Source organism: Cellulosilyticum ruminicola JCM 14822, assembly GCF_001311925.1.
Classification (GTDB): domain Bacteria; phylum Bacillota; class Clostridia; order Lachnospirales; family Cellulosilyticaceae; genus Cellulosilyticum; species Cellulosilyticum ruminicola.
This window is the reverse complement of record NZ_BBCG01000025.1, coordinates 15424-41296: the sequence shown is the minus strand read 5'-3', so window position 1 is coordinate 41296 and position 25873 is coordinate 15424. Positions and strand designations below refer to the sequence as shown.

General features: G+C 31.3%; 18 protein-coding genes. 16 read left to right on the top strand and 2 right to left on the bottom strand.

Translation table 11 applies throughout. The features are described 5' to 3' along the window. Positions 1–519 precede the first annotated feature (519 nt). The 5 genes from JCM14822_RS09970 (at position 520) to JCM14822_RS09950 (ending at position 12593) form a co-directional block, all read left to right on the top strand. Entirely contained in the window at positions 520–1953 is a 1434-nt protein-coding gene (locus tag JCM14822_RS09970) for a stalk domain-containing protein (protein ID WP_054742009.1), read from the top strand. A gap of 349 nt (positions 1954–2302) precedes the next feature. Beyond that, on the top strand, positions 2303–4660 hold the full coding sequence (locus tag JCM14822_RS09965; protein ID WP_054742008.1) for a stalk domain-containing protein: 2358 nt from the start codon (positions 2303–2305) through the stop codon (positions 4658–4660). Positions 4661–4974: 314 nt separating this feature from the next. Then, positions 4975–7350 carry a stalk domain-containing protein gene (locus JCM14822_RS09960; protein ID WP_054742007.1) on the top strand — a complete coding sequence of 792 codons (2376 nt, stop codon included), beginning with the start codon at positions 4975–4977 and terminating at the stop codon, positions 7348–7350. A 267-nt stretch (positions 7351–7617) separates the two neighbouring features. Next, the gene (locus JCM14822_RS09955; RefSeq protein ID WP_054742005.1) at positions 7618–10047 is read left to right on the top strand and encodes a stalk domain-containing protein; all 2430 of its coding nucleotides are present in this window, start codon (positions 7618–7620) and stop codon (positions 10045–10047) included. Positions 10048–10223: 176 nt separating this feature from the next. After that, entirely contained in the window at positions 10224–12593 is a 2370-nt protein-coding gene (locus JCM14822_RS09950) for a stalk domain-containing protein (protein WP_054742003.1), read from the top strand. Positions 12594–12742: 149 nt separating this feature from the next. Here the strand turns inward: JCM14822_RS09950 and JCM14822_RS09945 are convergent, their stop codons facing one another. Both JCM14822_RS09945 and JCM14822_RS23865 read right to left on the bottom strand, forming a co-directional pair. Then, positions 12743–13939 carry an undecaprenyl-phosphate glucose phosphotransferase gene (locus JCM14822_RS09945; protein ID WP_054742001.1) on the bottom strand — a complete coding sequence of 399 codons (1197 nt, stop codon included), beginning with the start codon at positions 13937–13939 and terminating at the stop codon, positions 12743–12745. 14 nt (positions 13940–13953) lie between these two features. Next, a complete protein-coding gene (locus JCM14822_RS23865) occupies positions 13954–14223 on the bottom strand; it encodes a hypothetical protein (RefSeq protein WP_054741999.1) in 270 nt (89 codons plus the stop codon). Positions 14224–14411: 188 nt separating this feature from the next. On the opposite strand from JCM14822_RS23865, the gene JCM14822_RS09935 reads away from it, so the two are divergent. The 11 genes from JCM14822_RS09935 (at position 14412) to JCM14822_RS09885 (ending at position 25797) form a co-directional block, all read left to right on the top strand. Next, positions 14412–14711, top strand: a complete 300-nt coding sequence (locus tag JCM14822_RS09935; RefSeq protein WP_054741997.1) for a hypothetical protein — start codon at positions 14412–14414, stop codon at positions 14709–14711. A gap of 38 nt (positions 14712–14749) precedes the next feature. Next, positions 14750–16354, top strand: coding sequence for an O-antigen ligase family protein (locus JCM14822_RS09930; protein ID WP_054741996.1), 1605 nt, complete (start codon positions 14750–14752; stop codon positions 16352–16354). 196 nt (positions 16355–16550) lie between these two features. Continuing rightward, positions 16551–17411: a glucose-1-phosphate thymidylyltransferase RfbA gene (gene rfbA / locus JCM14822_RS09925; RefSeq protein WP_054741994.1), complete on the top strand. Its 861-nt coding sequence runs from the start codon at positions 16551–16553 to the stop codon at positions 17409–17411. Positions 17412–17460: 49 nt separating this feature from the next. Beyond that, the gene (rfbB, locus tag JCM14822_RS09920) at positions 17461–18447 is read left to right on the top strand and encodes a dTDP-glucose 4,6-dehydratase (RefSeq protein ID WP_054741992.1); all 987 of its coding nucleotides are present in this window, start codon (positions 17461–17463) and stop codon (positions 18445–18447) included. Between the two features lie 70 nt (positions 18448–18517). Further along, positions 18518–19720, top strand: coding sequence for a CDP-glycerol glycerophosphotransferase family protein (locus JCM14822_RS09915; RefSeq protein ID WP_054741989.1), 1203 nt, complete (start codon positions 18518–18520; stop codon positions 19718–19720). A 4-nt stretch (positions 19721–19724) separates the two neighbouring features. Next, positions 19725–20567 (top strand): glycosyltransferase family A protein, encoded by an 843-nt coding sequence (locus tag JCM14822_RS09910; RefSeq protein ID WP_054741987.1) that lies wholly within the window; start codon positions 19725–19727, stop codon positions 20565–20567. A 15-nt stretch (positions 20568–20582) separates the two neighbouring features. Next, on the top strand, positions 20583–21359 hold the full coding sequence (locus tag JCM14822_RS09905) for an ABC transporter permease (protein ID WP_054741985.1): 777 nt from the start codon (positions 20583–20585) through the stop codon (positions 21357–21359). Between the two features lie 11 nt (positions 21360–21370). After that, positions 21371–22105: an ABC transporter ATP-binding protein gene (locus tag JCM14822_RS09900; RefSeq protein ID WP_054741983.1), complete on the top strand. Its 735-nt coding sequence runs from the start codon at positions 21371–21373 to the stop codon at positions 22103–22105. Further along, the gene (locus JCM14822_RS09895; protein ID WP_054741981.1) at positions 22083–23057 is read left to right on the top strand and encodes a glycosyltransferase family 2 protein; all 975 of its coding nucleotides are present in this window, start codon (positions 22083–22085) and stop codon (positions 23055–23057) included. The genes JCM14822_RS09900 and JCM14822_RS09895 overlap by 23 nt, the downstream gene beginning before the upstream one ends. Before the next feature lie 71 nt (positions 23058–23128). Beyond that, positions 23129–24658 (top strand): glycosyltransferase family 2 protein, encoded by a 1530-nt coding sequence (locus JCM14822_RS09890; RefSeq protein WP_054741979.1) that lies wholly within the window; start codon positions 23129–23131, stop codon positions 24656–24658. Continuing rightward, positions 24655–25797, top strand: a complete 1143-nt coding sequence (locus JCM14822_RS09885; protein ID WP_054741977.1) for a CDP-glycerol glycerophosphotransferase family protein — start codon at positions 24655–24657, stop codon at positions 25795–25797. Before JCM14822_RS09890 ends, JCM14822_RS09885 begins: the two co-directional genes overlap by 4 nt. Positions 25798–25873 lie beyond the last annotated feature (76 nt).

The window sequence follows — 25873 nt, the reverse complement described above, 5'->3', positions numbered from 1 at the left end:
GTAATAAGTTAAAAGTTCGTTTAGTAGGCAATAAGCTTTCTGATGAAATTGCAACTAAGCGTATCAAAAAGGCAATCCTCCCCAATAATGGTGAAACTATTGACTCATATAAGCGTCAGCTTTTACATTGGAATTTTATGATTACTAATATCAGCAAAGAAACCCTTAATACATTAAAAAGAATCACACTACATATTTACGAGATGTTTTCTAACTTAATTCAGAGGATAGGAAGGTTGGCTTTGCATGAAAAACGTTTAAGACAAACCAACTATTCTAAAATAGAAGGTTATTTAGAACAACTTATTGTTACTGGAAAAACTTAGTCTTAAGTTAACGACTATGATTAAAATATTATAACTAATGAAAGACATGAGAAAAGCAAAAAAACTTAAGTTAACAGATTATAAAAACCGAAATATATTACATTAAAAATAGTATAAGAAAAGATATGATTAAGAAAAGTGTATTACAAGAACTACTAAACTAATAGAAAGTCTAAAAATAAGGAGAGATACTATGAAAAAGAAATTAAGAGCAGGTTTAATCGTAGCAGCAATTTGCTTAATGGCATCACCAATATATGCACAGTCACAAGCTCAGTTAACAGGAAATATAGAACATGTAAATGAAGGGACAAAATGGTATTCAAGAGATGATGCACCAGGTTTAAAAATTACTATTAAAGATGCGTATAAACGTGCAGGAAAAACTGAAAAAATTATTTTAAAGCTAGAAGATGCACTATGGACAGATCGCAATGGAACAAGTGCAGAGATATATGATACTAAAAATATTGATTCATATAAAATTGCATTAATGAGCAAAGGTGAAGATAGTCTTCAATTATATGTAGATATACCAGCTGATTTACAAGAGGGAGATGAAGTAAGTTTTACAGTAGCCCTTGTAGTAGAAGCTAAAGGAAAAACAATGAGTGTAATATTAACACCAGGAGATGATACTGAGCTAATCGAAACACAGAAAATCTTAATTGGTGCACAAAGCGAGAAAAAGGTAACATGGGATATAGATGAAATCCCAACTATAGTTAAAGAAGGTATTATCGCACCTATTACTTTTACAGAAATAAGACCGAATGTGATAGATGGAGAAGTTGAAATTACTTTAAAATTACAAAATTCTAATTTAGCTTTTGGAGAATTTAATTATATATCTAAGAAAGAACATTCTTCAGACACAGATTATGAATTAAGTACAGATGATTATATAACATATGGCGGTGGATTCTCAGGATTAAGTGAACGTATGCTACTCAAAACAATTAATAATGATGATCAAACAATTGTAGTTAGAGTAAAAAGTGGACTTACATCAGATATAGGTAAAATTACACTTAAAAATATTCCTATTATCAATAAATCATCTAATTTTAAAGAAGAAGATGTATTACTTACTTTAGAAGGAGATGCAGTTGTTGATGCAAAAAAAGATATTATTGTAGCCTATATTAGAGAAAAAACATTAGAACAACAAAAGGCAGATGAACAAGCTGCTTTAGAAGCGGAAGAAGCCAGAGAAGAGCAAGAAAAACTAGAAGAAGAAAAACAAAGAGGCATTCAATTTACAGTAGGTAAGAGCTACTATACAGTAGATGGCGAAAAGTTTGAAATGAATGCTGAAACATTTATACAAAGACCAGGTTATATTATGGTGCCATTAAAATATGTGGCATTAGCTATAGGCGTACCAGAAGAAGAAATCTTATATAATAATGGTATGATATATTTTAAATACAATGATAGAACAATAGAGCTTCGTGTAAATAGTACAACTGCTACAGTTAATCGTAATCAAGTTGAGATAGATACAGCTGTTGTACTTAAAGATGGTAGAAGTTATGCGCCTATTGGAGAAGTAGCAAAAATACTTGGACTTAGTAAAGAGTGGGATAAGATAGAAAAAACAGCCAAATTTACTGTAAAGCCATAGTTGTATTTAATGAATCAGAACATGTATTGAATTATAAATATTAGATAATACAATAAATTCATATGTAAGATAAAATAAACATAAATTAAAAGGGTTTACTTAAAAATACACAATAGAACGTGTATTGGAAGTACCCCTTTTTTGTATTTGCGCAAAATATATGGAAATAGTGGTAAGAAATTAAAAGAAAAGTTTGTTGATTCGACATATTGCGACATATATTACAATAGTGTTACATTTTGAATTTAAAATTGACTTAGAAAAGTTTAAAATATATAATCTTTTTGAGTTAATTATTATTTTAACAGGAAAATAATTTGTAAACATAAATTGAAGGGAGAAATTGTAAATGAAATTACGTCAAAAATTAGCAGTAGTTCTTGCATCAGCTATGGTGGTAACAGCTGTACCAGTAGTAACAATGGCTGCTTCAACAAATAGTTTATCAAGAGAAACATTAAAAGTTAAAGAGGATTACGAATTCGTAGGAATTTCTACAGCAAATGCTGTAAAAATCAAATTCACAGATGCATCAGAAAATGCAAAAGAAGTATTCTACTTAGATTTAGAAAATGCTGAATGGAATGAAGATACATTACAAGCAGCTCTTGATGCAGGACAAGGCATTACAGGAGAAAAAGGTAAACTTACATTCACATCTAATGGTGCTCAAATTACATACGAAAGACAAAACGATACAACAATGAAAGTAACAGTAACAGGTGTTACAACAGATAAAATCGTTCAACTTCCAATCTTAGCAAAAGCTAAAAATGGTGAAGCTAAAGTATCTGTAGTATCTCAAGGGGGATCTACAACAGTATCTAAAGGAACATTCGTATTCGCTACAACAGCTGATAAAAAAATGTCAGTAACAGCTAAAAGTGATAAAACATTCTACACAAAAGGTGAATTAGCAGAAATCACAATCGAAGAAGCTTACGCTGGAGCATTAAAAGATGGTGGAGAATTCACAATCGAACTTAATGACAGTGACTTCAAATTTGATGAAGGTACAAAATACACAATTGAAGGTAAATATGGTTTCAGCTCTAAAGGTAAAATCGAAGTAGAAGTTAAAGCTGATACTAAAGATGCTGGAAAACTTACAGTTACATTACCAAAAGTTGATGGAGATACACGTGGTACATGGACAATTTCAGGTCTTAAAGTTAAATCTACAGTTAAAAAACCTTCAACAGGTGACTTCCTTGTAGATATCAAAGGTGATGACTTAGTAGCAGAAAAAACAGACCTTAAATTAGCTACAATCTCTGAATACGGTGTATATGTAAAAATGAATGATGACAAAGCTGAAGATGTAAAAGCTGGTCGTATCGAAGAAGTAGAATTCAAAATTGGTGAAACTGTAGAAGATAGCATGATCACAGGTCGTGAATTCGAAATTAAATTAGACAATGGTTACTGGGATTACAAAGCTTTAGTACAAAAAGCTTTCGAAAAAGGTAAATTAACAAAAGTTACTCTTAAAACAGAAGATGTTAAAAAAGATGACAAAACAGTAAAAGTTATCGTAGCTGGTCAAGATGATGATGATTGGAAAGAACAAGCATTACACATCGATACAAAATGGTTAGCTGAACAAATCGTAGACAACAAAGGTGACTGGTCTATGGATACAGTAGAAGCTGAATTCGATGAAGATGATGACAAAGCTGTAGTAGAAACAATTATCTTCACAATTGGTAAAGATAATGATGGTAACGCAACTCAAGCTAACGATGACTGTGACGAAATCGAATTCAAAACAAACATCTGTGTATCAGTTGAAGCTAAAGAGAAAGAAAAAGTAACACTTACAGTTTCTGGTCGTGCTCTTGAAAAAGAAGTTTCAACAACAGCTATCAACATCATCAACCCATTCAACGTAAAATCAGAACAAGCTGTTCTTAAAGTAGGTAAACAAGGGCAAGTAAGCGGAATAATTTCACTTACAGAAACAGATAAAGATATGTTCCAAAAAGGAGATATCAAATTTGCTATCAAAGATAAAGATGAAAATGTAGAAATCTACTTAACAGATTGTACAGTTGAAACATCAGGCGGTATCAAAGGTACTAAATCTAAAGTTAATGAAGGTAAAAAAGGTAACGTAGTAGTTACTCTTAACAGAACTTCTAAAGAAGCTTCTACAATTACACTTAAAGATATGAAATTCACAACAGACAGAACTGTTCCAGAAGGTACATATGACCTTGAAATTTCAGGATCTGGTATCGATCAAGATGGAAACAAACTTACAATTGAACAATTCGTAAAAATTTCTACAGCTAACACAGAAGAGCTTACAACAAGCGGTTTAGCTAGAGGAATAGCTAAATTTGCAATCGGAGAAAGCAAATATACATTAAACGATAAAGAAGTAGAAATGGATGCTCCATCTTACATTCAAGACCCAGGTTATACAATGGTTCCAGTAAGATACGTTGCAAATGCATTCGGTGTTGCTGATTCTGATATCTTATTCGGAAAAGGTACAGTAACATTATTCGCTGGTGAAAGAACAATTTCTTTAACAACAGGAAGCAACATTGCAGTAGTAAACGGAAACAGTGTAGCTATGAGCACAAAAGTTGTAAACAAAGATGGTAGAACATACGTACCAGCTGGTCAAATCGCTAGCTTACTTGGATTAACATCTACATGGGATTCAGCTACTAAAACAGCTACATTCGAAAACAAATAATAAAACGTTAATGTTTTATTAGATGTCCTGTAGACATTATATAGAAGAAAAGGCAATTCGTTATAATACGAATTGCCTTTTTTCTATTTTAGATTACAGAGATAATACACAAAAATCCTAGGAAAACCCTATAGATTCAATGAGTTACATAAGATAAGAGTAATATTACAAATGTTACATTAAAATTACAATAATAAAAATAGTATTGATTTGAAAAAGAATTGTATATAAAATAAACACAGTTAAATAAATTGATTATTTAATTAATCTTTTAAGCAAATTGAAAATTTAAATATAATAAGGGGGATTTCACAATGAAATTACGTCAAAAATTAGCAGTAGTTTTAGCTAGTGCTATGGTTGTATCAGCAGTTCCAGTTGTAACAATGGCTGCATCAACAAACAGCTTAACAAAAGAAACACTTAAAGTTAAAAAAGAAGCTAAATTCTATGAAACTGCAACAGCCAATGCTGTAAGAGTTAAATTTACAGACCATACAGGTGGAAAAGAAGTATTTTATTTAGACCTTGAAAATGCTAAATGGAATGAAGATGTATTAAATGCAGCTGTAGCAGCTGGAGAACTTACTAAAGTTGATTCTGGATATCAATTTACTAGTGGTACAGCAACTATTACATACGAAAGACAAAATGATGATACAGTAAAAGTAACTGTTGAAGGTTTACCAACAACTAATGATTCAATTGTACAACTTCCACTTTTAGTAGAAACAAAAGATGGAGATGCAAAAGTAACTGTAGTATCTAGAGGTGGTTCAACAACTGTAACTCAAGGTACATTCGTATTTGCTACAACAGCTGAAAAGAAAATCAGTGTAACAGCAAAAGATGATAAAACATTCTATACATCTGGTGAACTTAGTGAAATCACAATCGAAGAAGCATATACAGGTGCTTTAGATGTAGAAGGTGGTGCAACATTTACAATCGAAATTGATGATTCAGATTTCTACTTCACAGGCGAATTCAAAGCTGAATACAAATATGGTTTCAGTGGTAAAACAGAAGAAATTACAGCAGATGTTTTAGATAAAGATAATGGTATATTAAAAATCAAGATTCCAAGAATCAAAGGTGATAGCAGAGGTACAATCGTACTTAAAAATATCAAAGTTAGATCTTCTAACAGAAAACCAAGCGAAGGAGACTTCCTTGTAGATATTAAAGGTGATGACTTAGTTGCTGAAAAAACAAACCTTAAAGTAGGTAAAGTATCTCAATATGGTATCTATATTAAAGCTAAAGATGACAAAGCAAAAGATGTAAAAGCTGGTCGTAAAGAAGAAATCGAATTTGAAATTGGTGAAAATGTAGAAAACAGTATGATTACAAACCGTGAATTCGAAATGACATTAGACAATGGTCACTGGGATTACAAACAACTTGTAAAAGATGCTTACGATGCTGGTAAACTTGAAGCAAAATATGTATCAAAAATTACAACAAGTTCATCTGCGAAAGTAGAATTCAAAGATGGTGAAGATGACGATTACAAAAAAGCTGCACTTAGAATTGATAAAGCTTGGTTAGCTAAAAAGATTTTAGATAACACAGGTGACTGGGCTGTTTTAGGTTCAACAAAAACAGATGATATTTGTTTAGCTGAATTCGATGAAGATGATGACAAAGCTGTAGTTGAAACAATTATCTTCACAATCGGTGCAGATGATGAAGGTAAAGCAGTACAAAACAATACAGATTGCGATAAATTAAAATTCAAAACAAAAATCTGTGTACCAGTTGACAAACAAGATAAAGAAAAAGTAGAAATTAAAATTACAGGTCGTGGTATCGAAAACGAATCTTCTGCAACTCTTATTAATATCATCAATCCATTCAAAGTAACATTTGAGCAAGCTGTTCTTAAAACAGGTAAACAAGGTCAAGTAACTGGTTCTGTAACAATCACAGAAACAGATAAAGATATGTTACAAAAAGGTGATGTTACATTCAAAATCAAAAAAGATGATGAAGATTTCGGTATTTACTTAAAAGACGTAAAAGTTGAAGTATCTGATGGATTAAAAGGAACAAAATCAGATGTAACAAAAGGTAAAGCAAAAGACAATGCTAAAGTTAAATTAACATTAAACCGTACATCTAAAGAAGCTGCTACAATTACATTCAAAGATATGACATTCACAACAGATAGAACAGTTCCAGAAGGAACATATGATCTTGAAATTGGTGGCAAAGCTATCGATGCAGACGATCATACAATTACAGTTAAAGACTTCATCAAAATTTCAACAGCTAACACAGAAGAAATCACATCAAGTGGTTTAGCTAAAGGTGTAGCTAAATTCGTAATTGGTGAAAAGAAATACACATTAAATGACAAAGAAGTAGAAATGGATGCTCCATCATACATCCAAGATGGTGGTTATACAATGGTTCCAGTAAGATACGTTGCAAATGCATTCGGTGTAGCTCCTTCTAACATCATGGCTAGCAAAGGTACAGCTACAATCTTCGCTGGTGAAAGAACAATCAACCTTACATCAGGAAGCAATGTTGCAGTAGTAAATGGTAACCAAATTAAAATGGCTACTAAAGTAGTTAACAAAGATGGTAGATTATATGTACCAGCTGGTCAAATTGCTAACTTACTTGGTATCAAAACAAGCTGGGATAACTCTACAAAAACAGCTACATTTGAAAATAAATAATATATAGGTATGACTATATAACATAAATTACAAAAGAAGAGGGAATTGCATTTAAGCAATGACCTCTTCTTTTTGTATTTTATAAAAAAACAAATTCCTATATTTCGAAATAAAATTTATGTTTTGCAAATAAATTTTAAATGGTTAAAAAAGGAAAATAAGGTTAATAATGAATAAAAATATTCGTAGAATATAAACAGTTAAATCAACTACTTAAGAGTGTGACATCTAATTAACTTATAATTTATTTATAAGGGGGTTTTATAAATGAAACTTAATCAAAAATTAGCAGTAGTTCTAGCAAGTGCAATGGCTATTACAGGGATGCCAGTAGCAACAATGGCAGCATCAACAAATACATTGGTTAAAGAAAAACTTAAGGTAAAGGAAGATACCAAATTTGTAGATTATACAACATCTAATGCGGTAAAGATTAAGTTTACAGATAACAGCGATAACTCAGAGATTTTTTACCTAGATTTAGATAATGCAAAATGGGATGAAGATACATTATGGGAAGCATCTCAAAATGCTGATAACGATTTTAAAGCAGTAAAATCTGATGGAACAGCAGCCCTTGCAAAAGATGAAGTAGAAGCTTATGTATATAAAGGTAGTGTGATATATAACAGACAAAGTGATGCAACAATGAAAGTTACTATTAACAAAGATCAATTTATACATTCTGATACAATCAAGATATTACCAATATTTGCAAAGATGGAAGATGGAGAAGCAACCGTAAGCGTTATAAGTAAAGGTGGTTCGACAACGGTATCACAAAAGAGCTTTATATTTGCAACGACAGCTGAAAAGAGAATTTCAGTAAATGCTAAAAGTGATAAGACATTTTATAATTCAGGTGTTTTGAGTGAGATTACGATTAATGAAGATTATGCAGGAGCTTTAAATGTACCAGGTGGTACAACATTTACTATAGAGATTGATGACTCAGACTTCTATTTTACAGGTGAATTTGAAGCTGAATACAAATATGGTCTTAGTGGTGAAACAGCAAAAATAAAAGGTGAAGTACAATCTGATGATAGCATTATGAAATTTACTATACCACAAGTGTTAGGGAATACACGAGGTACAATCGTACTTAAAAATATTAAAGTTAAATCAACTAATAGACATCCAGAAGAAGGAGATTTCTTAGTAGATATTAAGGGAGATGACATATCAGTCGAAAAGAATAATCTTAAGGTAGCTAAGATTTCTGAATATGGTGTATACCTGGAAATGAAAGGCGATAAAGTCAAAGATATAAAAGCAGGACGTAAAGAAGAAGTGGAATTTGAAATTGGTGAAAATGTAGAAGATAGTATAATGACTGGTAGAGAAATAGAAATGACATTAACTAATGGCTATTGGGACTATAAACAATTAGTAGAAGATGCGGCAAATGATAATCAACTTGAAGGTAAGGTTGAAGGTAGAGGTTATAGTTCAAGTAATGATTATACTGATGAAGAGTATAAAGAATGGGCAACTAAGATTAATCCATGTTGGTTAGCTAGAAAACTTTTAAGTAATACCAGTGACTGGTCAACTGGAACAGGAAAAAATGATAATGATAAATATTGTGAAGCAGAATTTGATACAGATAGAGATGACTCAGCAATACCAGAAACTATTATCTTTAGACCTGGTAAAGACAAAAAAGGCCGTTTGATTGGTGATAATGAAGAATGTGATGTACTTAAATTTAAAACAAAAATTTGTGTACCTATTAATATGAAAGAAAAAAGTAAAGTTACACTTACAATAAGTGGTCGAGGCATTGATGGTGATGATATTAGTAAGACAGTATTTAATATTATTAATCCATTTAATGTAACCTATGAACCAGCTACTTTAAAAACAGGTAAACAAGGTCAAGTAAGTGGGGAAGTAACAATTAGAGAAACAGAAAAAGATTGCTTACAAAAAGGTGATATTACATTTAGAATTACGAAGCATGATGAAGATTTCAATATTTATTTAACAGATGCAGAGGTAGAAGTATCTTCTGAACTTAAAGGTACTAAAACAGATGTTAAGAAAGGTAAAGCATCATCAAATGCTAAGATTAATTTAACATTAAACCGTACATCTAAAGAGCCTGCTACAATTACATTCAAGAATTTAACTTTTACTACAGATAGAACAGTACCAGAAGGAACATATGATCTTGAAATTGGTGGTAAAGCAATTGATGCGGATACGGGACGTGTAAAAGATGATGAAGATAATGTAAACACAATTGTAATCAAAGATTTCGTTAAAATTTCAACAGCCAATACACAAGATATTACAATAAGTGGATTAGCTAAAGGCGTTGTAAAATTTGTAATTGGTGAGTATAAATATACAGTTAATGATAAAGAAGTAACAATGGATGCACCTTCATTCATTCAAGCTCCAGGTTATATAATGGTTTCAGCTAGATATTTAGCTCAAGCATTTGGTGTTACAGAAGGAAATATCCTATTTAATAAAGGTACAGTTACAATCTTTGCAGGTGAAAGAACGATTAATCTTACAATAGGCAGCAATATAGCAGTTGTAAATGGTAACTCTATTACAATGGCTACACCAGTTGTAAGCGTAAATAATAGAACGTTCTTACCAGCTAGTCAGTTAGCAGGATTGTTAGGTATTCGTTCAGATTGGGATACAGTAACAAAGACAGCAACATTTGAAAATAAATAAGTATATAAAGTATAAAAATAGAGTCATTAGTTATAAAGACTATGGCTCTATTTTATAAATGCATCAAAATGAATATAAATTTAATCTTTCTGTAGTGGTTAATTAATAGGTGAAAGTGTATAATATATAATGTAAAAACTGAAAAATATAAAACAATACATACGAAGGAGAAAATTATGAGGGAGAATAAAAAGTACACATGGTTAATAATACTAGTTATGTTAATTAGTACTATACAAGTAAATATACAGGCCACTTCTACTAATGGGCTAGCAAGAACTATGATAAAGGTAGCAAGAAACTATGTGTTTTATGATACAACTACAGCAAATGCTGTAAGAATTACATTTAAGGATAATGACCACCAAGATGAAACTTTTTATTTAGAAATTACAAATTCTAAGTGGAGTGATGATGCGTTAACAAAAGCATATGGTGAACCCATTATATTAGAAGGAACTAAGGCTTGGAAATTTGAAGAAAGTAGTGGAATAGTTGATGGTGGAAAAGCTTCAGTTACTTATATTAAACAATCAGATACAACTATGAAGGTTAAAGTAGATGGAAAAACGATTAATGTAAAGGGGCGTTATTCATTTCCATTATTAGTTGAAGTAACTGATGAAAATGCTACTGTAAGTTTGAAAGGTGGTACTACACTTACAGAAGGAAAATGGACCTTTGCTACGATATCAGATTTTAGAGCAAGCTGGTCGCTAGGAATGGTCAATACCATTGGTACAAATGGAAAAGTTGCAGAAATAAAAGTTTCAGAAGCTTATAGGGGAGCTATGAAAGATGAAGATTTACGTTTTACTTTAGAATTAGATAGCACAGAGTATGTATTTGATATTGAAGGTGAAAGTGTAGAGTCGGAATATGATCAAAAAGGATATACAACCTATAAAATATCTGATAAGAAACAGGTAGAGTTCATGAATGGGTTCCTTAATAAAGGAACATGCATTTATATGTTAGTTAAAGATCGTGACCATGGCAGCATAGATTTTATTATTCCTGCTATACAAGGTGGTACATCTACAGGAAGCGTTAATATTAAAAATCTGGTTGTAAAAACTAAAAAAGGTAAGCCAACAGAAGGGAATCTACTTGCAAATATTATTTCAGATGATTTATCAAATGCTAAAAATGGTATTGCAATAGCTAAGATAGAACAATATGGTATATATGCGCAAATGACAGGTAAACCAGTAGAAGTTGGCGGTGGACATATTGAAGAAATTAACTTTGTAATAGGTGAAAAAGTAGATGATAGTTTAAGAAATGATCGTACATTAAGTATGACATTAGATATTGCAAAATTTGATTATCGTACTTTACTTACCGAGTATGGTGAAACAGGTAAAACACCAAGAGCAATAGAAAAAATGAGTCATGATGAAGTGTTAGAACTTAATCCTCATTTAGATTTAGTAAGATTGAAAAAAGATAGACGTGTGCAAATTGTAAATAATGTTGATTTAATCACTGATATTGCTTTTGAAAAAGACAAGGATGGGAAATTCAATCCAAGTAGTTTGATTATAACTTTAGCAAAAGATATAGCTAACAATGATAAGATAGATAGGGTAACATTAAAATTACCAGTCTATGTCCCAATTGATAAAAGACAAGCAGGAAGTGTATCTATGACTATTGAAGGCCCAGCAGCAGAAGAACCTACAACACTTCAAGTGATTAGCATTAATAATCCATTTAATATTAAAATAGAAAAGCAGGCATTAAAGGTAGGATTACAAAATCAATATGCAGGTAAATTTACATTAATAGAATTAAAAAAAGGTATGTTACAAGCAGGTGAAGTTATATTTAAGTTAGATCCTGATTATAAAGGAATTAGACTCAATGGCGATAGCATGGAAATGCATACAGAAGGTGGACTTAAAGGAATTAGAGCGAGTACATCAGAAGATGACTGTTTCTTAGCCCTTGTTACGCTTAAAGAAACTAAAGAAATCGGTAAATTTGAAGTTGTTATGAAAGAGGTAGATGTAGATCGTACAGTACCAGAAGGCAAAATCGATTTAGAAATAAGTGGAACAGCTATAGATGCGTATGGTGAAAGTATAAAGCTTGAAGACTTCTTCGAGATTACGACTAAAAATACAGAAGACATAGATTATAAAGGACTTGGTAAAGAAAAATTAAAGTTCACTTTAGGTTCTAAAAAAGGAAGTAGAGGCAAAGAAGAAATTCTAATGGATGTTGCACCTTATATTGAAGAACCAGGTTTCATAATGGTACCAGTGCGTTATGTGGCTCAAGGATTTGGGCTTGGCGAACAAGATATTACATATAATAAAGAACAAGGTACAAGCACACTCTTTGCCGGTAAACGTATTATTCAACTCACCAAAGGAAATAAATTGGCTACTGTAAATTCAGGTAAGGTTGAAATGCAAGTACCTGTTATTATCAAGGATGGCAGAACATTTGTGTCTGTTAGTGAAGTGGGTAAACTTTTAGGTGTACAAGCTTCATGGGATAATGAAACAAAAGAAGCAACCTTCCAATATGTAGGTTAAAAACATTATTACCTAATTACCTAACGCTATTATTTTAATAAGAAATAAAACAGAGATGCCACGAAATTCATATAATTTCGTGGCATCTCTGTTTTGTATTAGAGACCTGTCCCTAAATTAGCAGTATTGTAGACCTGTCCCCCAAAATGCTAGTAGGCATTTTTATTGATAAAGCCTTTGAAGATGGTAAGGATGATAATTTTGATATCCAGACCGAAAGTCCAGTTTTCAATATAGTATAAGTCGTGCTCGATGCGGTCTTCGATAGAAGTATCGCCGCGAAGACCGTTAACTTGAGCCCAACCAGTAATGCCTGGGCGAACTTGATGTTTAATCATATAACGTGGTATTTCTTCTTTGAATTTATCTACGAAGAAAGGACGTTCTGGCCTTGGACCTATAACAGACATATCGCCTTTTAGGACATTGAAAAACTGTGGTAATTCATCAATGCTTGTCTTACGCATAAAGTTACCCCACCAAGTTTTGCGAGGATCATTTTTAGTAGTCCATTTATCCATTTCTTCTTCATCTGTCTGAAGACGCATAGAACGGAATTTGTACATACTAAAGTTTTTACGGTCTAGTCCAACGCGTTCTTGTTTAAAGATAATAGGACCTGGTGAAGAGAGTTTGACCATAATTGCTGCAAATAACAAGATAGGACTTGTTAATAGGATGGCAAATAATGAAAACGCAATATCAAAGCTTCTTTTAAGAAAATTTTTAAATAAATTATCTAATGGAATATGTCTTGTATCAATAATTGGTAAGCCATCTAAATCATCAATGTATGGTTTGGCAGGAACATATTTATAGTAGTAAGGTACAATATGTGTTTTGATGCCTGCCTTTTCACAGCAAGTAATAAGATAGCCAAGTTGGTTAGCGTTATGCTCTTCTGTTGCAATCATTACAATATCAATATAGGTACTTTCTAAAAGTTTAGGAAGAGAAGAAATATTTCCTATTACTTTATAGCCACAAAAACGTGTATCATCAGTAGCAGCAACTTCGGTTAATGTAGTGAAGTTGCTATGTATTGCATCTTTCGAAATTTGATTATAATTGTATGTCTCATGAGCAGTAGACTCAGTGTTAACAACGCCTACAATGTTGTAACCCCAAAATGGGTGCTTGCGAAGTTTGTGAATCAGTTTACGAGACGTTTCCGATGTACCTACGATGAGGCAATGCTTTAAGTTGTAACCTTTCTTACGGTATTTACGTAGAAAGAGACGTACACAGCATCTACAGGTAACTGTTAAAATACAATTATAAGCAAAGAAGTAAAGTAAAACATATCGCGCAAAATCAGCTTCTTTAAAGATATATAGATACCCCATCAGTACGAGGACGCCTATAATATTTGAACCAAGAATCTTGTAGATTCATGAGTAATAGATTTGATACGTTTAGAACTATATAAATCAAGCCAACTATAAAGGAGTAAATAAACTGGGACAGTAGCGATGATGAATGAAAGAGAACGTTCAAAAGAAACAGTAATAACACCATCATCCATAATGTAAAATCTAGTAATGTATGCTCCAATGAAGGAGATGAGTATAATAAAAATATCTAGAAAAACTTGTATGCCATTAAAATATTTTTGATTTTCTCGAACCATAATTTCCTCCTAACTTATTAAATCATAGCAAAGCTGTAAATATTATACCATAGTTGGAAAGGAAACGCCTATTAGTATAAAATGGGGAAGATTTTGCATTCCTTAAAAAGGAATAGTTGATTTTATAGAATATATAGTAAAATAATGCTATACTAGGAATAAATATGTTAAGGAGTTGAGGTGTTATTATGGCGGAAAATCAAACGCAGAGTAAGATGTTAAGTAAGCAAGAAAAGTTAGAAAAGCGCAATGCAATCGTAAATAAAATCATGTTTATACCGCTTATAGTAATATTAGCGATTATTCCATTAATTGTTAGATTACAAATCATTGAGCCTAATATAGATATTGCAATTGCCATGGGAACAAGTAAATTTGCAGATTTCTTCTGTGCTTATAAAGCTAGTTTCGTTATGCTTACAGGGCTTCTTATATTAATTATAAGCTTTTTGTTTGTTCAAAAAGATATGATAAAAAAGATAGAATAACAATCATATATATGATATGTAGTGGTGTATTCGTTTTAATGAGTTTACTATCTACAGTAATGTCAAATTATAAGTCAGCGGCTTGGTGGGGAATTCCAGACCATGACGAAGGAATGGTTGTAATAGGCTGCTACATTCTATTTTTAATGTATGCATTAATAGCATTTAAAAAGTATGAAGACTATAAATACATAGTAATAGCCCTTTCAATCGTTGTATTAGTGTCTAGTTTTATTGGATATTTCCAATATACGGGACAAGATTTAATGGTAAATAATGAGTTTGTTCAAAAATTAATTATTTCTAAGGAAGATCAAGATAAGATCAAAGGGTTAACAGGTCTTATTGAAAAAGGGACAATTTACGGAACAATGTTCCATTACAACTATGTAGGTTCTTTCGCAGCTATGATGGTGCCACTTTTTGTGACATTAACGCTATTCTTAAAAGGAAATAAGAGAAAAATCTTTTGCGGCATTATAAGTTTAGCATCTGTATTCTTATTATTTGGTAGTACATCAAGAGCAGGTCTACTTGGTTTTGGTATAGCACTTATTGTAGGAATCATTGTATTTGCTAATAAAATCATTAAAAAATGGAAAGTTGTTATTCCAGTTGTTTTAGTAGCAGTACTTATCGTATTTGGCTTTAATGTAGCAACAGGGGGAAAAATCTTTAGCAGAATTCCAACACTTTTAAATGATGCAACAAGCATGTTTAATGGGTCAGATGAGAAGATTAACTATAAAGATCATATTCCAGTAAGAAATATTACCATTGAAAATGGTATAGCTACACTTGAAACACAAGAGGATGCATTAACATTTAAACTAGGAGATGGAACTGTTAGCACATATGATAAAGCTGGACAGACTGTAGTATATATCTCATCAAATGATACTTATACAACTACAGATAGCAGATTTAGCAATATCACATATAAAATATCACAAACAGAATTATTAAGAGATGGTGAAACACCAACACCAGTTATTCGTGTGGCAGTTAATAATATTGAAATGCTCTTCCTTAAAGTAAATCCAGCTGAAGGACTTTATGCAATTAATGATATTGCAGAGCAAAGAATTGAAATCAAAGATGCACCATATATCGGATTTGAAGGAAAAGAAAAACTAGGTTCTGCCAGAGGATATATTTGGTCTAGAACACTTCCTATATTAAAAGAAACATGGCTTATTGGTAAAGGACCAGACACATTCCCACTCATATTCCCACAAAACGATATTCTTGCAAAATGGTGGGCATATGATACACCTAATATGATAGTAGATAAACCACATAACTTATATTTACAAATTGCAATTAGTGAGGGTGGACTTGCATTTATTGCCTTCCTCATTTTAATTGGCACATACCTTGTTAACTGCTTTAAGCTTTATGCTTTTAGAGGTTATTATGAAAATAAAGAAATTATAGGTATGGCTACATTTTTAGCAGTAGTAGGTTACTTAGGGGCTGGATTCTTCAATGACTCAGTGGTTCCAGTAGCACCTATTTTCTGGACACTTTTAGGTGTAGGTATGGCAATTAACTTTATGATTAATAAAGAAAGAGTAGAAGTTGAGCGACGTATGGCTCATGCTACAATTGATATGAAAACTAAGAAACATCTAGCTAAATAAGCTAGGTGTTTCTATAAATTCTTGTTTATAAAAATTTTTATTTATAAAGATAGAAGTATTTTGTGTGAAATACAAAGTAGGGATCCTAAATACTTCTATCTTTATGTATAGGAATATATAAGAATGTACGAATATATAAAGGAAGAATATATAGGGTTAAAAAGAAGGATAAATAAAGTAAGGAGACGACAAGCAGATGAAGGGCATTATTTTAGCAGGTGGCTCAGGAACTAGACTATATCCAATCACTAAGGCTATCTCAAAACAAATCTTACCAATTTATGATAAACCTATGATTTATTACCCTCTATCAACATTAATGCTAGCAGGCATTAGAAAAATATTGATTATCTCTACACCAAGGGATTTACCAGTATTTGAAGAATTATTAGGGGATGGCAGTAGCTTGGGATTATGTATTCAATATACTGTTCAAGAAGAACCTAAAGGATTAGCACATGCCTTTATTATAGGCGAAAAATTTATAGGCAAGGATAAAGTGGCATTAGTATTAGGAGATAATGTTTTTTATGGCCAAGGCTTTAGTGGTATACTTCAAGAAGCAGTTAAACTTGAAGAAGGCGCAATTATATTTGGCCATTATGTGAGAAAGCCTGAAGCTTTCGGTGTGGTAGAATTTGATGGAGAAGGTAGGGTGATTTCCATAGAAGAAAAACCTAAAGTACCTAAATCACATTACGCCGTACCAGGTCTTTATTTTTATGATAATAATGTCATTCAAATAGCTAAAGGCATACAGCCATCAGTAAGAGGTGAGCTAGAAATCACAGATATACACAAAGCCTATCTTGAAAGTAATAAATTAAAAGTACAGCTTTTTGGAAGAGGAATGGCTTGGCTGGATACTGGAACATGCGAAGGGTTAGCAGAGGCATCTAGCTTTGTACAAACCATTCAAAAACGCCAAGGATTATATGTGGCTTGTATTGAAGAAATAGCTTATCGTCAAGGCTGGATTAGTAAAGAAGAGTTAACTATTTTAGGAAAGCAAATGGAAAAAACAGAGTATGGTGAATACCTACTTAATCTAATATAAAACAAAGTATTCCATGACAACACGAGATAAGACAGCTAAGGAGGAGAATATGAAAAATATACTAGTAACTGGTGGCGCTGGTTTTATAGGTAGTAACTTTATCATGTATATGTTAAAGCACTACAATTACAATATTGTTAATTTAGATAGTTTAACTTATGCAGGTAATTTAGATAATCTAAATGAAGTAAATGAATATACAAATTATACTTTTATCAAAGGGGATATTACAGATAAAGCAGTAGTTGAACAAATTTTTGAACAATATAATATAGACATTGTAATCAATTTTGCAGCAGAATCTCATGTAGACCGCAGCATAGAAGATCCGTCTATATTTTTAAAGACAAATGTATTAGGTACACAAGTATTACTTGAAGTCGCTAAGAAGTATTGGAAGGTAAATACTGAAGATAAATGCTGTAGAGACTTTAAGTTAAATAAAAAGTTTATACAGATTTCAACAGATGAGGTGTATGGTACACTTGGAGCAGAGGGCATGTTTACAGAATTAACACCACTAGCACCTAATAGTCCATATTCAGCATCTAAGGCAAGTGCAGATTTGATGGTACGTGCTTATTATGAGACATACGGTATGCCGATTAATATCACAAGATGCTCTAATAATTATGGACCACGTCAGCATTCTGAAAAATTGATTCCTCTTATTATCACTAGTTGTAAAAATAATCAAGAAATTCCTATATATGGAGATGGTATGCAGGTAAGAGACTGGTTATATGTAGAGGATCATTGTAGTGCCATTGCAAAAGTGATGCATGATGGCAAAATTGGTGAAGTTTATAACGTTGGGGGTAATAACGAACGTTACAATATAGAGATCGTTAAAGAGATACTTAAACTTCTAGGAAAAGAAGAAACACTTATCAAATATGTTCAAGACAGACCAGGACATGATAGACGTTATGCTATTGATAATACCAAAATCACCACAAAGTTAGGGTGGAAGCCACAATACAATCTTAAAGAAGGTATACAACAGACAGTAAAGTGGTATATGCATAAAGCTTAAAATCCAAAAAGCACCTGTTAAATTAGGGCGCATATTAATATATATTTATTATAGAAACAGTGAGTGAGTGATGAAAATTTTAAAAGCAGTCGTTATGGTATTTGATATTAGCATAACAGGAACGATAATGTACTTGGCGAAAGTGAAATCGCCAAAATCTATATGGCTTATTTCTGAACGTGAAGATCAAGCTCAAGATAATGGAGTAGCCTTTTTTGAGTATTTAAATCAGAAGCATCCAGAAATAGAGAGTTATTATATTTTAGAAAAGGATAATAAAAATATTACCAAGGTACAAAAGATTGGTAAAGTCCTTATAAGGGGATCATTTAAACATAAATTATATTTTTTAAGAAGCGAAGTTGTAGCCAGCACAGAAAAGAATATCATCGAACCTTGGGGCAGTAATATTTTTTATAAATATATAGGAAGATATTTCCCTGAAAAACTACGCGTATTTTTGCAGCATGGCATTACAGACAAAGATGTAAGTCATGTATATGGTAAAGCAGTAAGTCCATTTAATTTATTTGTGACTACTGCAAAAAGGGAAAAGGCATTTATTATTAATAAGTTTGGTTATCCAGCAGAAGAAGTAATTAATGTGGGGTTTCCAAGATATGATAAATTAGTTATAAATCAAGATGAAAAACAAAAGCAGATATTATTTATGCCTACGTGGCGTAGATATTTAAATGATTTAGCACGAGTAGATAAGAAGTATAAAGAAGCAGCTAAAAAGGCTTTTATTAATTCTAAGTACTATGAGGCCATACAGGGTTTTATAAATGATGAAAGATTAAATAGTGTGTTACAAAAAGAAGGCTATACTATGATGCTAGTGATGCATCATGGGATGAACATTTTCAAAGACACTTTTTCAGCAGGAAATCGTGTGAGAATATGTGGTTCAGAAGAAGTAGAAATTGCACAGCTACTTAAAGAGGCAGAAATCTTTATTACAGATTATTCAAGTATCCACTTTGATTCGGCTTACTTAGGAAATATAAATTTATATTATCAATTTGACATTGATGATTTTAGAAAAGGGCATGCAGATGCATCTTACTTTGATTATGAAGAAGATGGATTTGGTGAGGTTAGTTATACTCAAGATGAGTTAATAAACTATTTAATAAAAGCAATTAGTCAAAAAGGAATAAGAAAAGAAAAGTTCTCTCAAAGAGTAAATACATTCTTTACTTATACAGACAATGAAAATTGCGAAAGACTTTACCAAGAAATAATAGAACGAATTAATAAGAAGGAGTAGTCTAATGCAGGATATATCTATTATTGTAAGAACATCTGTAAGATATATTTTTTTAGATAGAGCCTTACAAGATATCAAGAAACAAAGTTATAAAAATTGGAAGATCATCTTAGTAAATGATGGTGGTTCTAAAGAAAAGATTAGTCACATTATTACACAGAATCATTTAACATCAGATCAATATGAAGTAATACAAAATACAGGTGCTCTAGGATTAAACAAAGCTATTAATTTAGGAACTAGAGCGGTGAAAACAGAATTTGTAGTGATTCATGATGATGATGATACTTGGGAGGAAACATTTTTAGAAGAGACAGTAAAATACTTAAAGGATTATAAAGAAGCCATGGGGGTGGTAACACATACTAAGCAAGTGTTAGAAAAGGTTGTAGGTGAAACGATTAAAATAGAAAAAGTAAAACCGTTTAATTATCAATTAAAGGATGTCATAAGTATATATGACCTCATTAAGAATAACTTATATTCGCCTATTTCCTTTGTGTATAGAACAAAGATTTATAATGAAATAGGATACTATGATGAAACATTAGAAGTATTAGAAGACTGGGACTTTAATATTAGATTTTTAATGAAGCATGATATTTATGTTATTGAAAAACCATTGGCTAATTATCATATTAGAAAGCAAAATGATATGCAAGTTGCTTTTAAAAATACAGTAGTGGCTAAACGTAAATTGCATTATAAATACGATACGCTTATTAGGAACAAGTACCTAAGATATGATTTAGAAAATGGACAACTAGGAATGGGTGTTTTAATGAATATATTAAAATGGTCTGATAACCGTATCATAAGAAAGTTAAAACAGTACTTAAAAAGGTAGATAGAGGAGGCAAAAATGATTAGACATCTTAAAACCTTTTATAATTATAGAGCATTACTATGGGAATTTGTGAAAAAAGATATTAAGCTCAAATATAGAAATTCATTTTTAGGGATTTTATGGAGTATGTTAAACCCGCTTTTAATCATGGTAGTTTTAACATTTATCTTTTCAAATATCTTTAAGAATTCTATTCCAAATTTTCCTGTGTATTGTTTAACAGGACGTTTGATTTATGATTTCTTTTCACAAGCAACGAATCAATCAATGGTAAGTATCACAAGTAAAAGTACTTTAATTAAGAAGATATATGTACCGAAGTATCTTTATCCGTTATCAAGAGTAATTTCTTCGTTTATTATATTCTTAATTTCATTAATACCACTATTACTTATAATGCTTGTAACAAGAGTGAAGCTAACTCCAATGAGCTTGTTAGCTGTATTTCCATTACTGAGTTTAGTAGCACTTGCATTAGGTATAGGATTATTTTTAGCTACAGTTAATGTATTCTTTAGAGATATGCAGCATTTATACTCAGTTGTTCTATTAGTAGTGATGTATATGTCTGCAATTTTTTATTCAGTAGATATTATTAATCCTAAATATGCATTTGTATTAAAGTTTAATCCGATTTTTCCTATTATTGCTGTATTTAGAGATTGTCTTTTAAATGGACAAATCACAGGTAGTGGCAACTGGATATTATGTGCAATCTACCCTGTTTTAGCATTAGGTATAGGATTATTTACTTTCTATAAACAACAAGACAAATTTATTCTTAATATATAGGAGAATGATAGATGGATGACTTTATAATTAAACTTGAGCATGTAGGTATGCATTATAGGAAAACAACACAAAAAGTAGATTCTTTTAAAGAGTATTTTATTAAACGTCTTAGAAAACAAATTGCCTATGAAGAATTTATCGCGCTAAATGATATTAACTTAACTATAGGAAAAGGTGAAGTAGTTGGATTTGTGGGACTTAATGGTGCGGGGAAAAGTACATTACTAAAACTCATTTCTGGTGTTCAAAAACCAACGGTAGGTAAAGTAACTGTTAAAGGTAAAGTGTCACCACTTTTAGAGTTAGGTGCGGGATTCGATAATGACTTAACTGGAAGAGAAAATATTAAACTTAATGGCTTAATTTTAGGATATAGCAAAGAATTTATTAAAGAAAAAACAGACGAAATCATAGAGTTCGCTGAACTTAAGGATTTTATCGATACACCTATTAAGAATTATTCTTCTGGGATGAGAGCCAGATTAGGTTTTGCCATAGCTACAGTTGTAACACCACAAATCTTAATTGTAGATGAAGTGTTATCAGTAGGTGATGGGCGATTCAAGAAGAAAAGTGAGCAGCGAATGGTGGAACTTATTAAATCAGATGCTACAGTATTATTTGTTTCACATTCATTAGCTCAAATTAGAAGACTTTGCACAAAAGTTGTATGGTTAGAAAAGGGCCAAATAAAAATGGTAGGACCAACTAAAGAGGTGTGTGATGCCTATGAAGCTTACTTATAAATTTTCAATTATCTCAGCTGTATATAATACAGCTGAGTATTTGGAAGAAATGATAGATAGTGTGATAAGCCAAGATATTGGATTTAAAGAAAATGTGCAACTCATCTTAGTAGATGATGGCAGCACAGATGGCTCGGGAGAAATTTGTGAGCAGTATGAAAAGAGGTATCCTTATAATATCCTTTATATAAAGAAAGCACATACAGGTGTGAGTCATACTAGAAATCAAGGGATAGCATATGCTCAAGGTAAACTAGTTAATTTTTTAGATGCAGACGATCGATTGGAGAAAAATGCATTAAGTGAAGTGTGGTCTTTCTACAAAAAGCATAGAGAAGAAATGAATATTGTAGCCATTCCTATCTTCTTATTTGAAGCAGAACAAGGCCAACATATATTGAATGATAAATTCACAAGTAGTAGAGTGATTAAAATATCAGAAGAAACTACTGCTGTTTTACTATCTAGTTCAAGTTCATTTATAGATAAAGAAGTCCTAAAAGAACACCGATTTGACGAGCATTTAAAGTATGCAGAGGATGCAAAGTTATTAACTGAAATATTAATGACCACAGGTACTTATGGTGTTGTTAATACAACAAAGTATTGGTATAGAAAACGTAAGCGTCATACCTCAGCCATTCAAAGTGGCTATAATAATAAAGGATGGTATATAGACTATCTTAAAGGTTTTTCAATGCAGTTATTAGATTGGAATATAAAAGAAGAGTTTAAAGAATATATAGCGTATCTGGTGATGTACGATTTGCAATGGCGAATTAATCAGTTAGAGCATGCTAAGAAGACGCTAAATAAAGAAGAATTAAAGGTATATATGCGTTTATTAAAAAAAATACTTCGTAAAATAGATAGACGTTATATATATGCGCAAAAATATATGACACTAAAGAGAAAAGTATTAGCCTTTATAGTAAGAGGTAAATTGAAATAATTATGATTAATGTAATATGAGTTAGTATAAGAAGTGAAATGACATCAAGGAAGAGACAGGAGGAATGAACTATGGAAGTAACATATAAATATAGATTTTCTATTGTAATGGCAGTTTACAATGTAGAAAATTACTTGGAAGAAGCAATAAACAGTGTTATTTCGCAAGATATAGGGTTTGAAGAGCATGTACAGTTAATTTTAGTAGATGATGGGAGTACAGACCTTAGTGGCAGCATATGCAAAAACTATACAAATCTTTATCCAAATAACATTATTTATATTAACAAGCCAAATGGCGGTGTAAGTACTGCAAGAAATAAAGGGATGGAATATGTAGAAGGGAAATATATGAACTTCTTAGATTCAGATGATATCTTAGATGCAGATGTATTAAGTAGAGTTTATAATTTGTTTGAACAAATTTACAATTATACAGATGTTGTTTCAGTACCTATTTATTTCTTTGAAGGTGCACAAGGAGCGCATATACTTAATTATAAATATAGAAAAACAAGACAGGCTAATTTAATAAGAGATTATCAATATATTCAATTATCTTCTAGTGCAGCATTTGTCAAATCTGAGTTTAAAGACTTATATCAATTTGATACAGACATGAAATATGCAGAAGATGCATTATTCATTAATAAGATTTTATTACACAAAGAAACAATGGGTGTACTTAAAGGTTCAGGATACAGATATAGAAGAAGACAAACTGGTACATCAGCAATTCAAGTTGGAACAAAAGTTAAAGAGTGGTATACAGAGTATTTAAGAACTTTCTCAATATCACTTATAAAATATGCTAAAGCTCAAAAAGGCTATATACCAAAGTTTATTCAATATACTATTATGCATGATTTACAATGGCGCCTTCAATTAAAAGATATAAATGCAAATGTGTTAAATGAAATAGAAAAACAAGAATTTATTGCATGCATACAAGAAATATTACAAGAAGTTAATGATGAAATTATACTTGAACAAAGAAGTTTAAGTATTGCACATAAACTATTTGCATTAAAACTTAAAAATGGTAATGAGGCAAGTGAACAACTTAGATTAATAGAAAGCCCTAAAAATATAGAGTTAATGTATGGTGATCAATATGTGTATTCTTTAAGTGAAGATAAAGCTAAGATAGATTTTGTTGATATTATAGATAATCAATTATATATAGAAGGTTGTTTAGGAAAGACATTAGACTTTGAAGACTATGAAGTTTATATAGAATTTAATGAAACTAAATATCTAGCAGAATGTGTAGATAGAAGTATAAATAATGAAGAGAGCTTAGGAAATCTTATTAAAAAGACAATTGGTTTTAAAATGCAAATTCCTCTAGAAAAAGATATTAAAGTACAAAGTGTACGTGTGTTTATTAAAGTGAAGGAATCTTGGATTAGACCACAGTTAATGCTAGGTAAATTTGTGAGAATTAATAAAGATGTAGAGGATTCTTATTTCATTACAAAGACACACCGTGTTGTATTTAAATATAATACATTCTATTTAATAAAGAATAGCCTTAAAGTGAATATAGGTAGAGAATTTAGAGTATGTAAATCATTATTAAAGAAAAGGCAGTATGCATGATATTAATGCGTATGAGCTACTTTGTATACAAGAAATTACAACGTAAAGAAGTATGGCTTTTAATGGACCGAGTTGATAAAGCAGATGATAATGCAGAACACTTAATGAGATACTTAAATACGCAAGATGAAACAAGTAAACGTTATTATGTGATTAGTAAAGATTCACCAGACTATGAAAGAATGAAACAATATGGCAATGTTGTTGAGTATAATTCAAAAAGACATAAATGGTTACAACTAGTTGCAGATAAGGTGATTTCATCTCATATTGAAGATACAATTCGTGTACCTTTACAAGGAAATGCAAAATACGTAAGAGAACTTTCGAACTTCAAATATATATTCCTACAACATGGGATTATAAAAGATGATCTTTCAGGATGGTTAAATAAGTACAATAAAAATATAGATGCCTTTGTGACTAGTACAAAAGCTGAATATGATTCGATTTTAGAAGGCGATTATAAGTACAATGAAGATGTTGTAAAACTTACAGGATTACCACGTTATGATAGATTAAAAAATCAAGATCAAAAGCAAATACTTATTATGCCAACATGGCGTAGCAAAGAAGTTTCAGAAATAGACCCTAACTCAGGTGTTAGACCATACAATGATAGATTTAAAGAAAGTCAGTATTTTAAAGCTTACAATAAGCTTATTAATAATGAAAAGTTACTTAAAGCATGTGAAGAGTATGGATATAAAATAGTATTTTTCCCACATCCAGCTATTTGGCAACAGATGAAAGACTTTAATCAAAATGAACAAGTTATTTTTGAAGATTATAATCAAAGCTATCAGAAAATGTTTAATGAATCAAGCTTATTATTAACAGATTATTCTTCAGTAGCTTTTGACTTTGCGTATATGAAGAAACCAGTTTTATATTATCAATTTGATAGAGAGCAATTCTTTAAAGGGCATACATATACTGAAGGATACTTTGATTATGAGACAATGGGATTTGGAGAAGTAATAGTAGATGAAGAGGAAGTTATAAATCAAGTTATAGCGTACATGAAAAATGAATGTGCTATTAAAGAAGTATATAAAGAGCGTATAAATAATTTCTATTGCTATACAGATCAAGACAATTGTAAAAGAGTTTATGATGTGATTAAAAGTATAAAGTAAGTTATTTAAGGAGTCAAAAAATGAATAATTCGAATAGCAAGAATAACAACATCAAAATAGTTACAGCAGTTATGGT

Coding starts and splice junctions, on each gene's coding strand:
- JCM14822_RS09970 (WP_054742009.1), top strand. CDS start 520: ATGAAAAAGAAATTAAGAGCAGGTTTAATCGTAGCAGCAATTTGCTTA.
- JCM14822_RS09965 (WP_054742008.1), top strand. CDS start 2,303: ATGAAATTACGTCAAAAATTAGCAGTAGTTCTTGCATCAGCTATGGTG.
- JCM14822_RS09960 (WP_054742007.1), top strand. CDS start 4,975: ATGAAATTACGTCAAAAATTAGCAGTAGTTTTAGCTAGTGCTATGGTT.
- JCM14822_RS09955 (WP_054742005.1), top strand. CDS start 7,618: ATGAAACTTAATCAAAAATTAGCAGTAGTTCTAGCAAGTGCAATGGCT.
- JCM14822_RS09950 (WP_054742003.1), top strand. CDS start 10,224: ATGAGGGAGAATAAAAAGTACACATGGTTAATAATACTAGTTATGTTA.
- JCM14822_RS09945 (WP_054742001.1), bottom strand. CDS start 13,939: ATGGGGTATCTATATATCTTTAAAGAAGCTGATTTTGCGCGATATGTT.
- JCM14822_RS23865 (WP_054741999.1), bottom strand. CDS start 14,223: ATGGTTCGAGAAAATCAAAAATATTTTAATGGCATACAAGTTTTTCTA.
- JCM14822_RS09935 (WP_054741997.1), top strand. CDS start 14,412: ATGGCGGAAAATCAAACGCAGAGTAAGATGTTAAGTAAGCAAGAAAAG.
- JCM14822_RS09930 (WP_054741996.1), top strand. CDS start 14,750: ATGAGTTTACTATCTACAGTAATGTCAAATTATAAGTCAGCGGCTTGG.
- rfbA (WP_054741994.1), top strand. CDS start 16,551: ATGAAGGGCATTATTTTAGCAGGTGGCTCAGGAACTAGACTATATCCA.
- rfbB (WP_054741992.1), top strand. CDS start 17,461: ATGAAAAATATACTAGTAACTGGTGGCGCTGGTTTTATAGGTAGTAAC.
- JCM14822_RS09915 (WP_054741989.1), top strand. CDS start 18,518: ATGAAAATTTTAAAAGCAGTCGTTATGGTATTTGATATTAGCATAACA.
- JCM14822_RS09910 (WP_054741987.1), top strand. CDS start 19,725: ATGCAGGATATATCTATTATTGTAAGAACATCTGTAAGATATATTTTT.
- JCM14822_RS09905 (WP_054741985.1), top strand. CDS start 20,583: ATGATTAGACATCTTAAAACCTTTTATAATTATAGAGCATTACTATGG.
- JCM14822_RS09900 (WP_054741983.1), top strand. CDS start 21,371: ATGGATGACTTTATAATTAAACTTGAGCATGTAGGTATGCATTATAGG.
- JCM14822_RS09895 (WP_054741981.1), top strand. CDS start 22,083: ATGCCTATGAAGCTTACTTATAAATTTTCAATTATCTCAGCTGTATAT.
- JCM14822_RS09890 (WP_054741979.1), top strand. CDS start 23,129: ATGGAAGTAACATATAAATATAGATTTTCTATTGTAATGGCAGTTTAC.
- JCM14822_RS09885 (WP_054741977.1), top strand. CDS start 24,655: ATGATATTAATGCGTATGAGCTACTTTGTATACAAGAAATTACAACGT.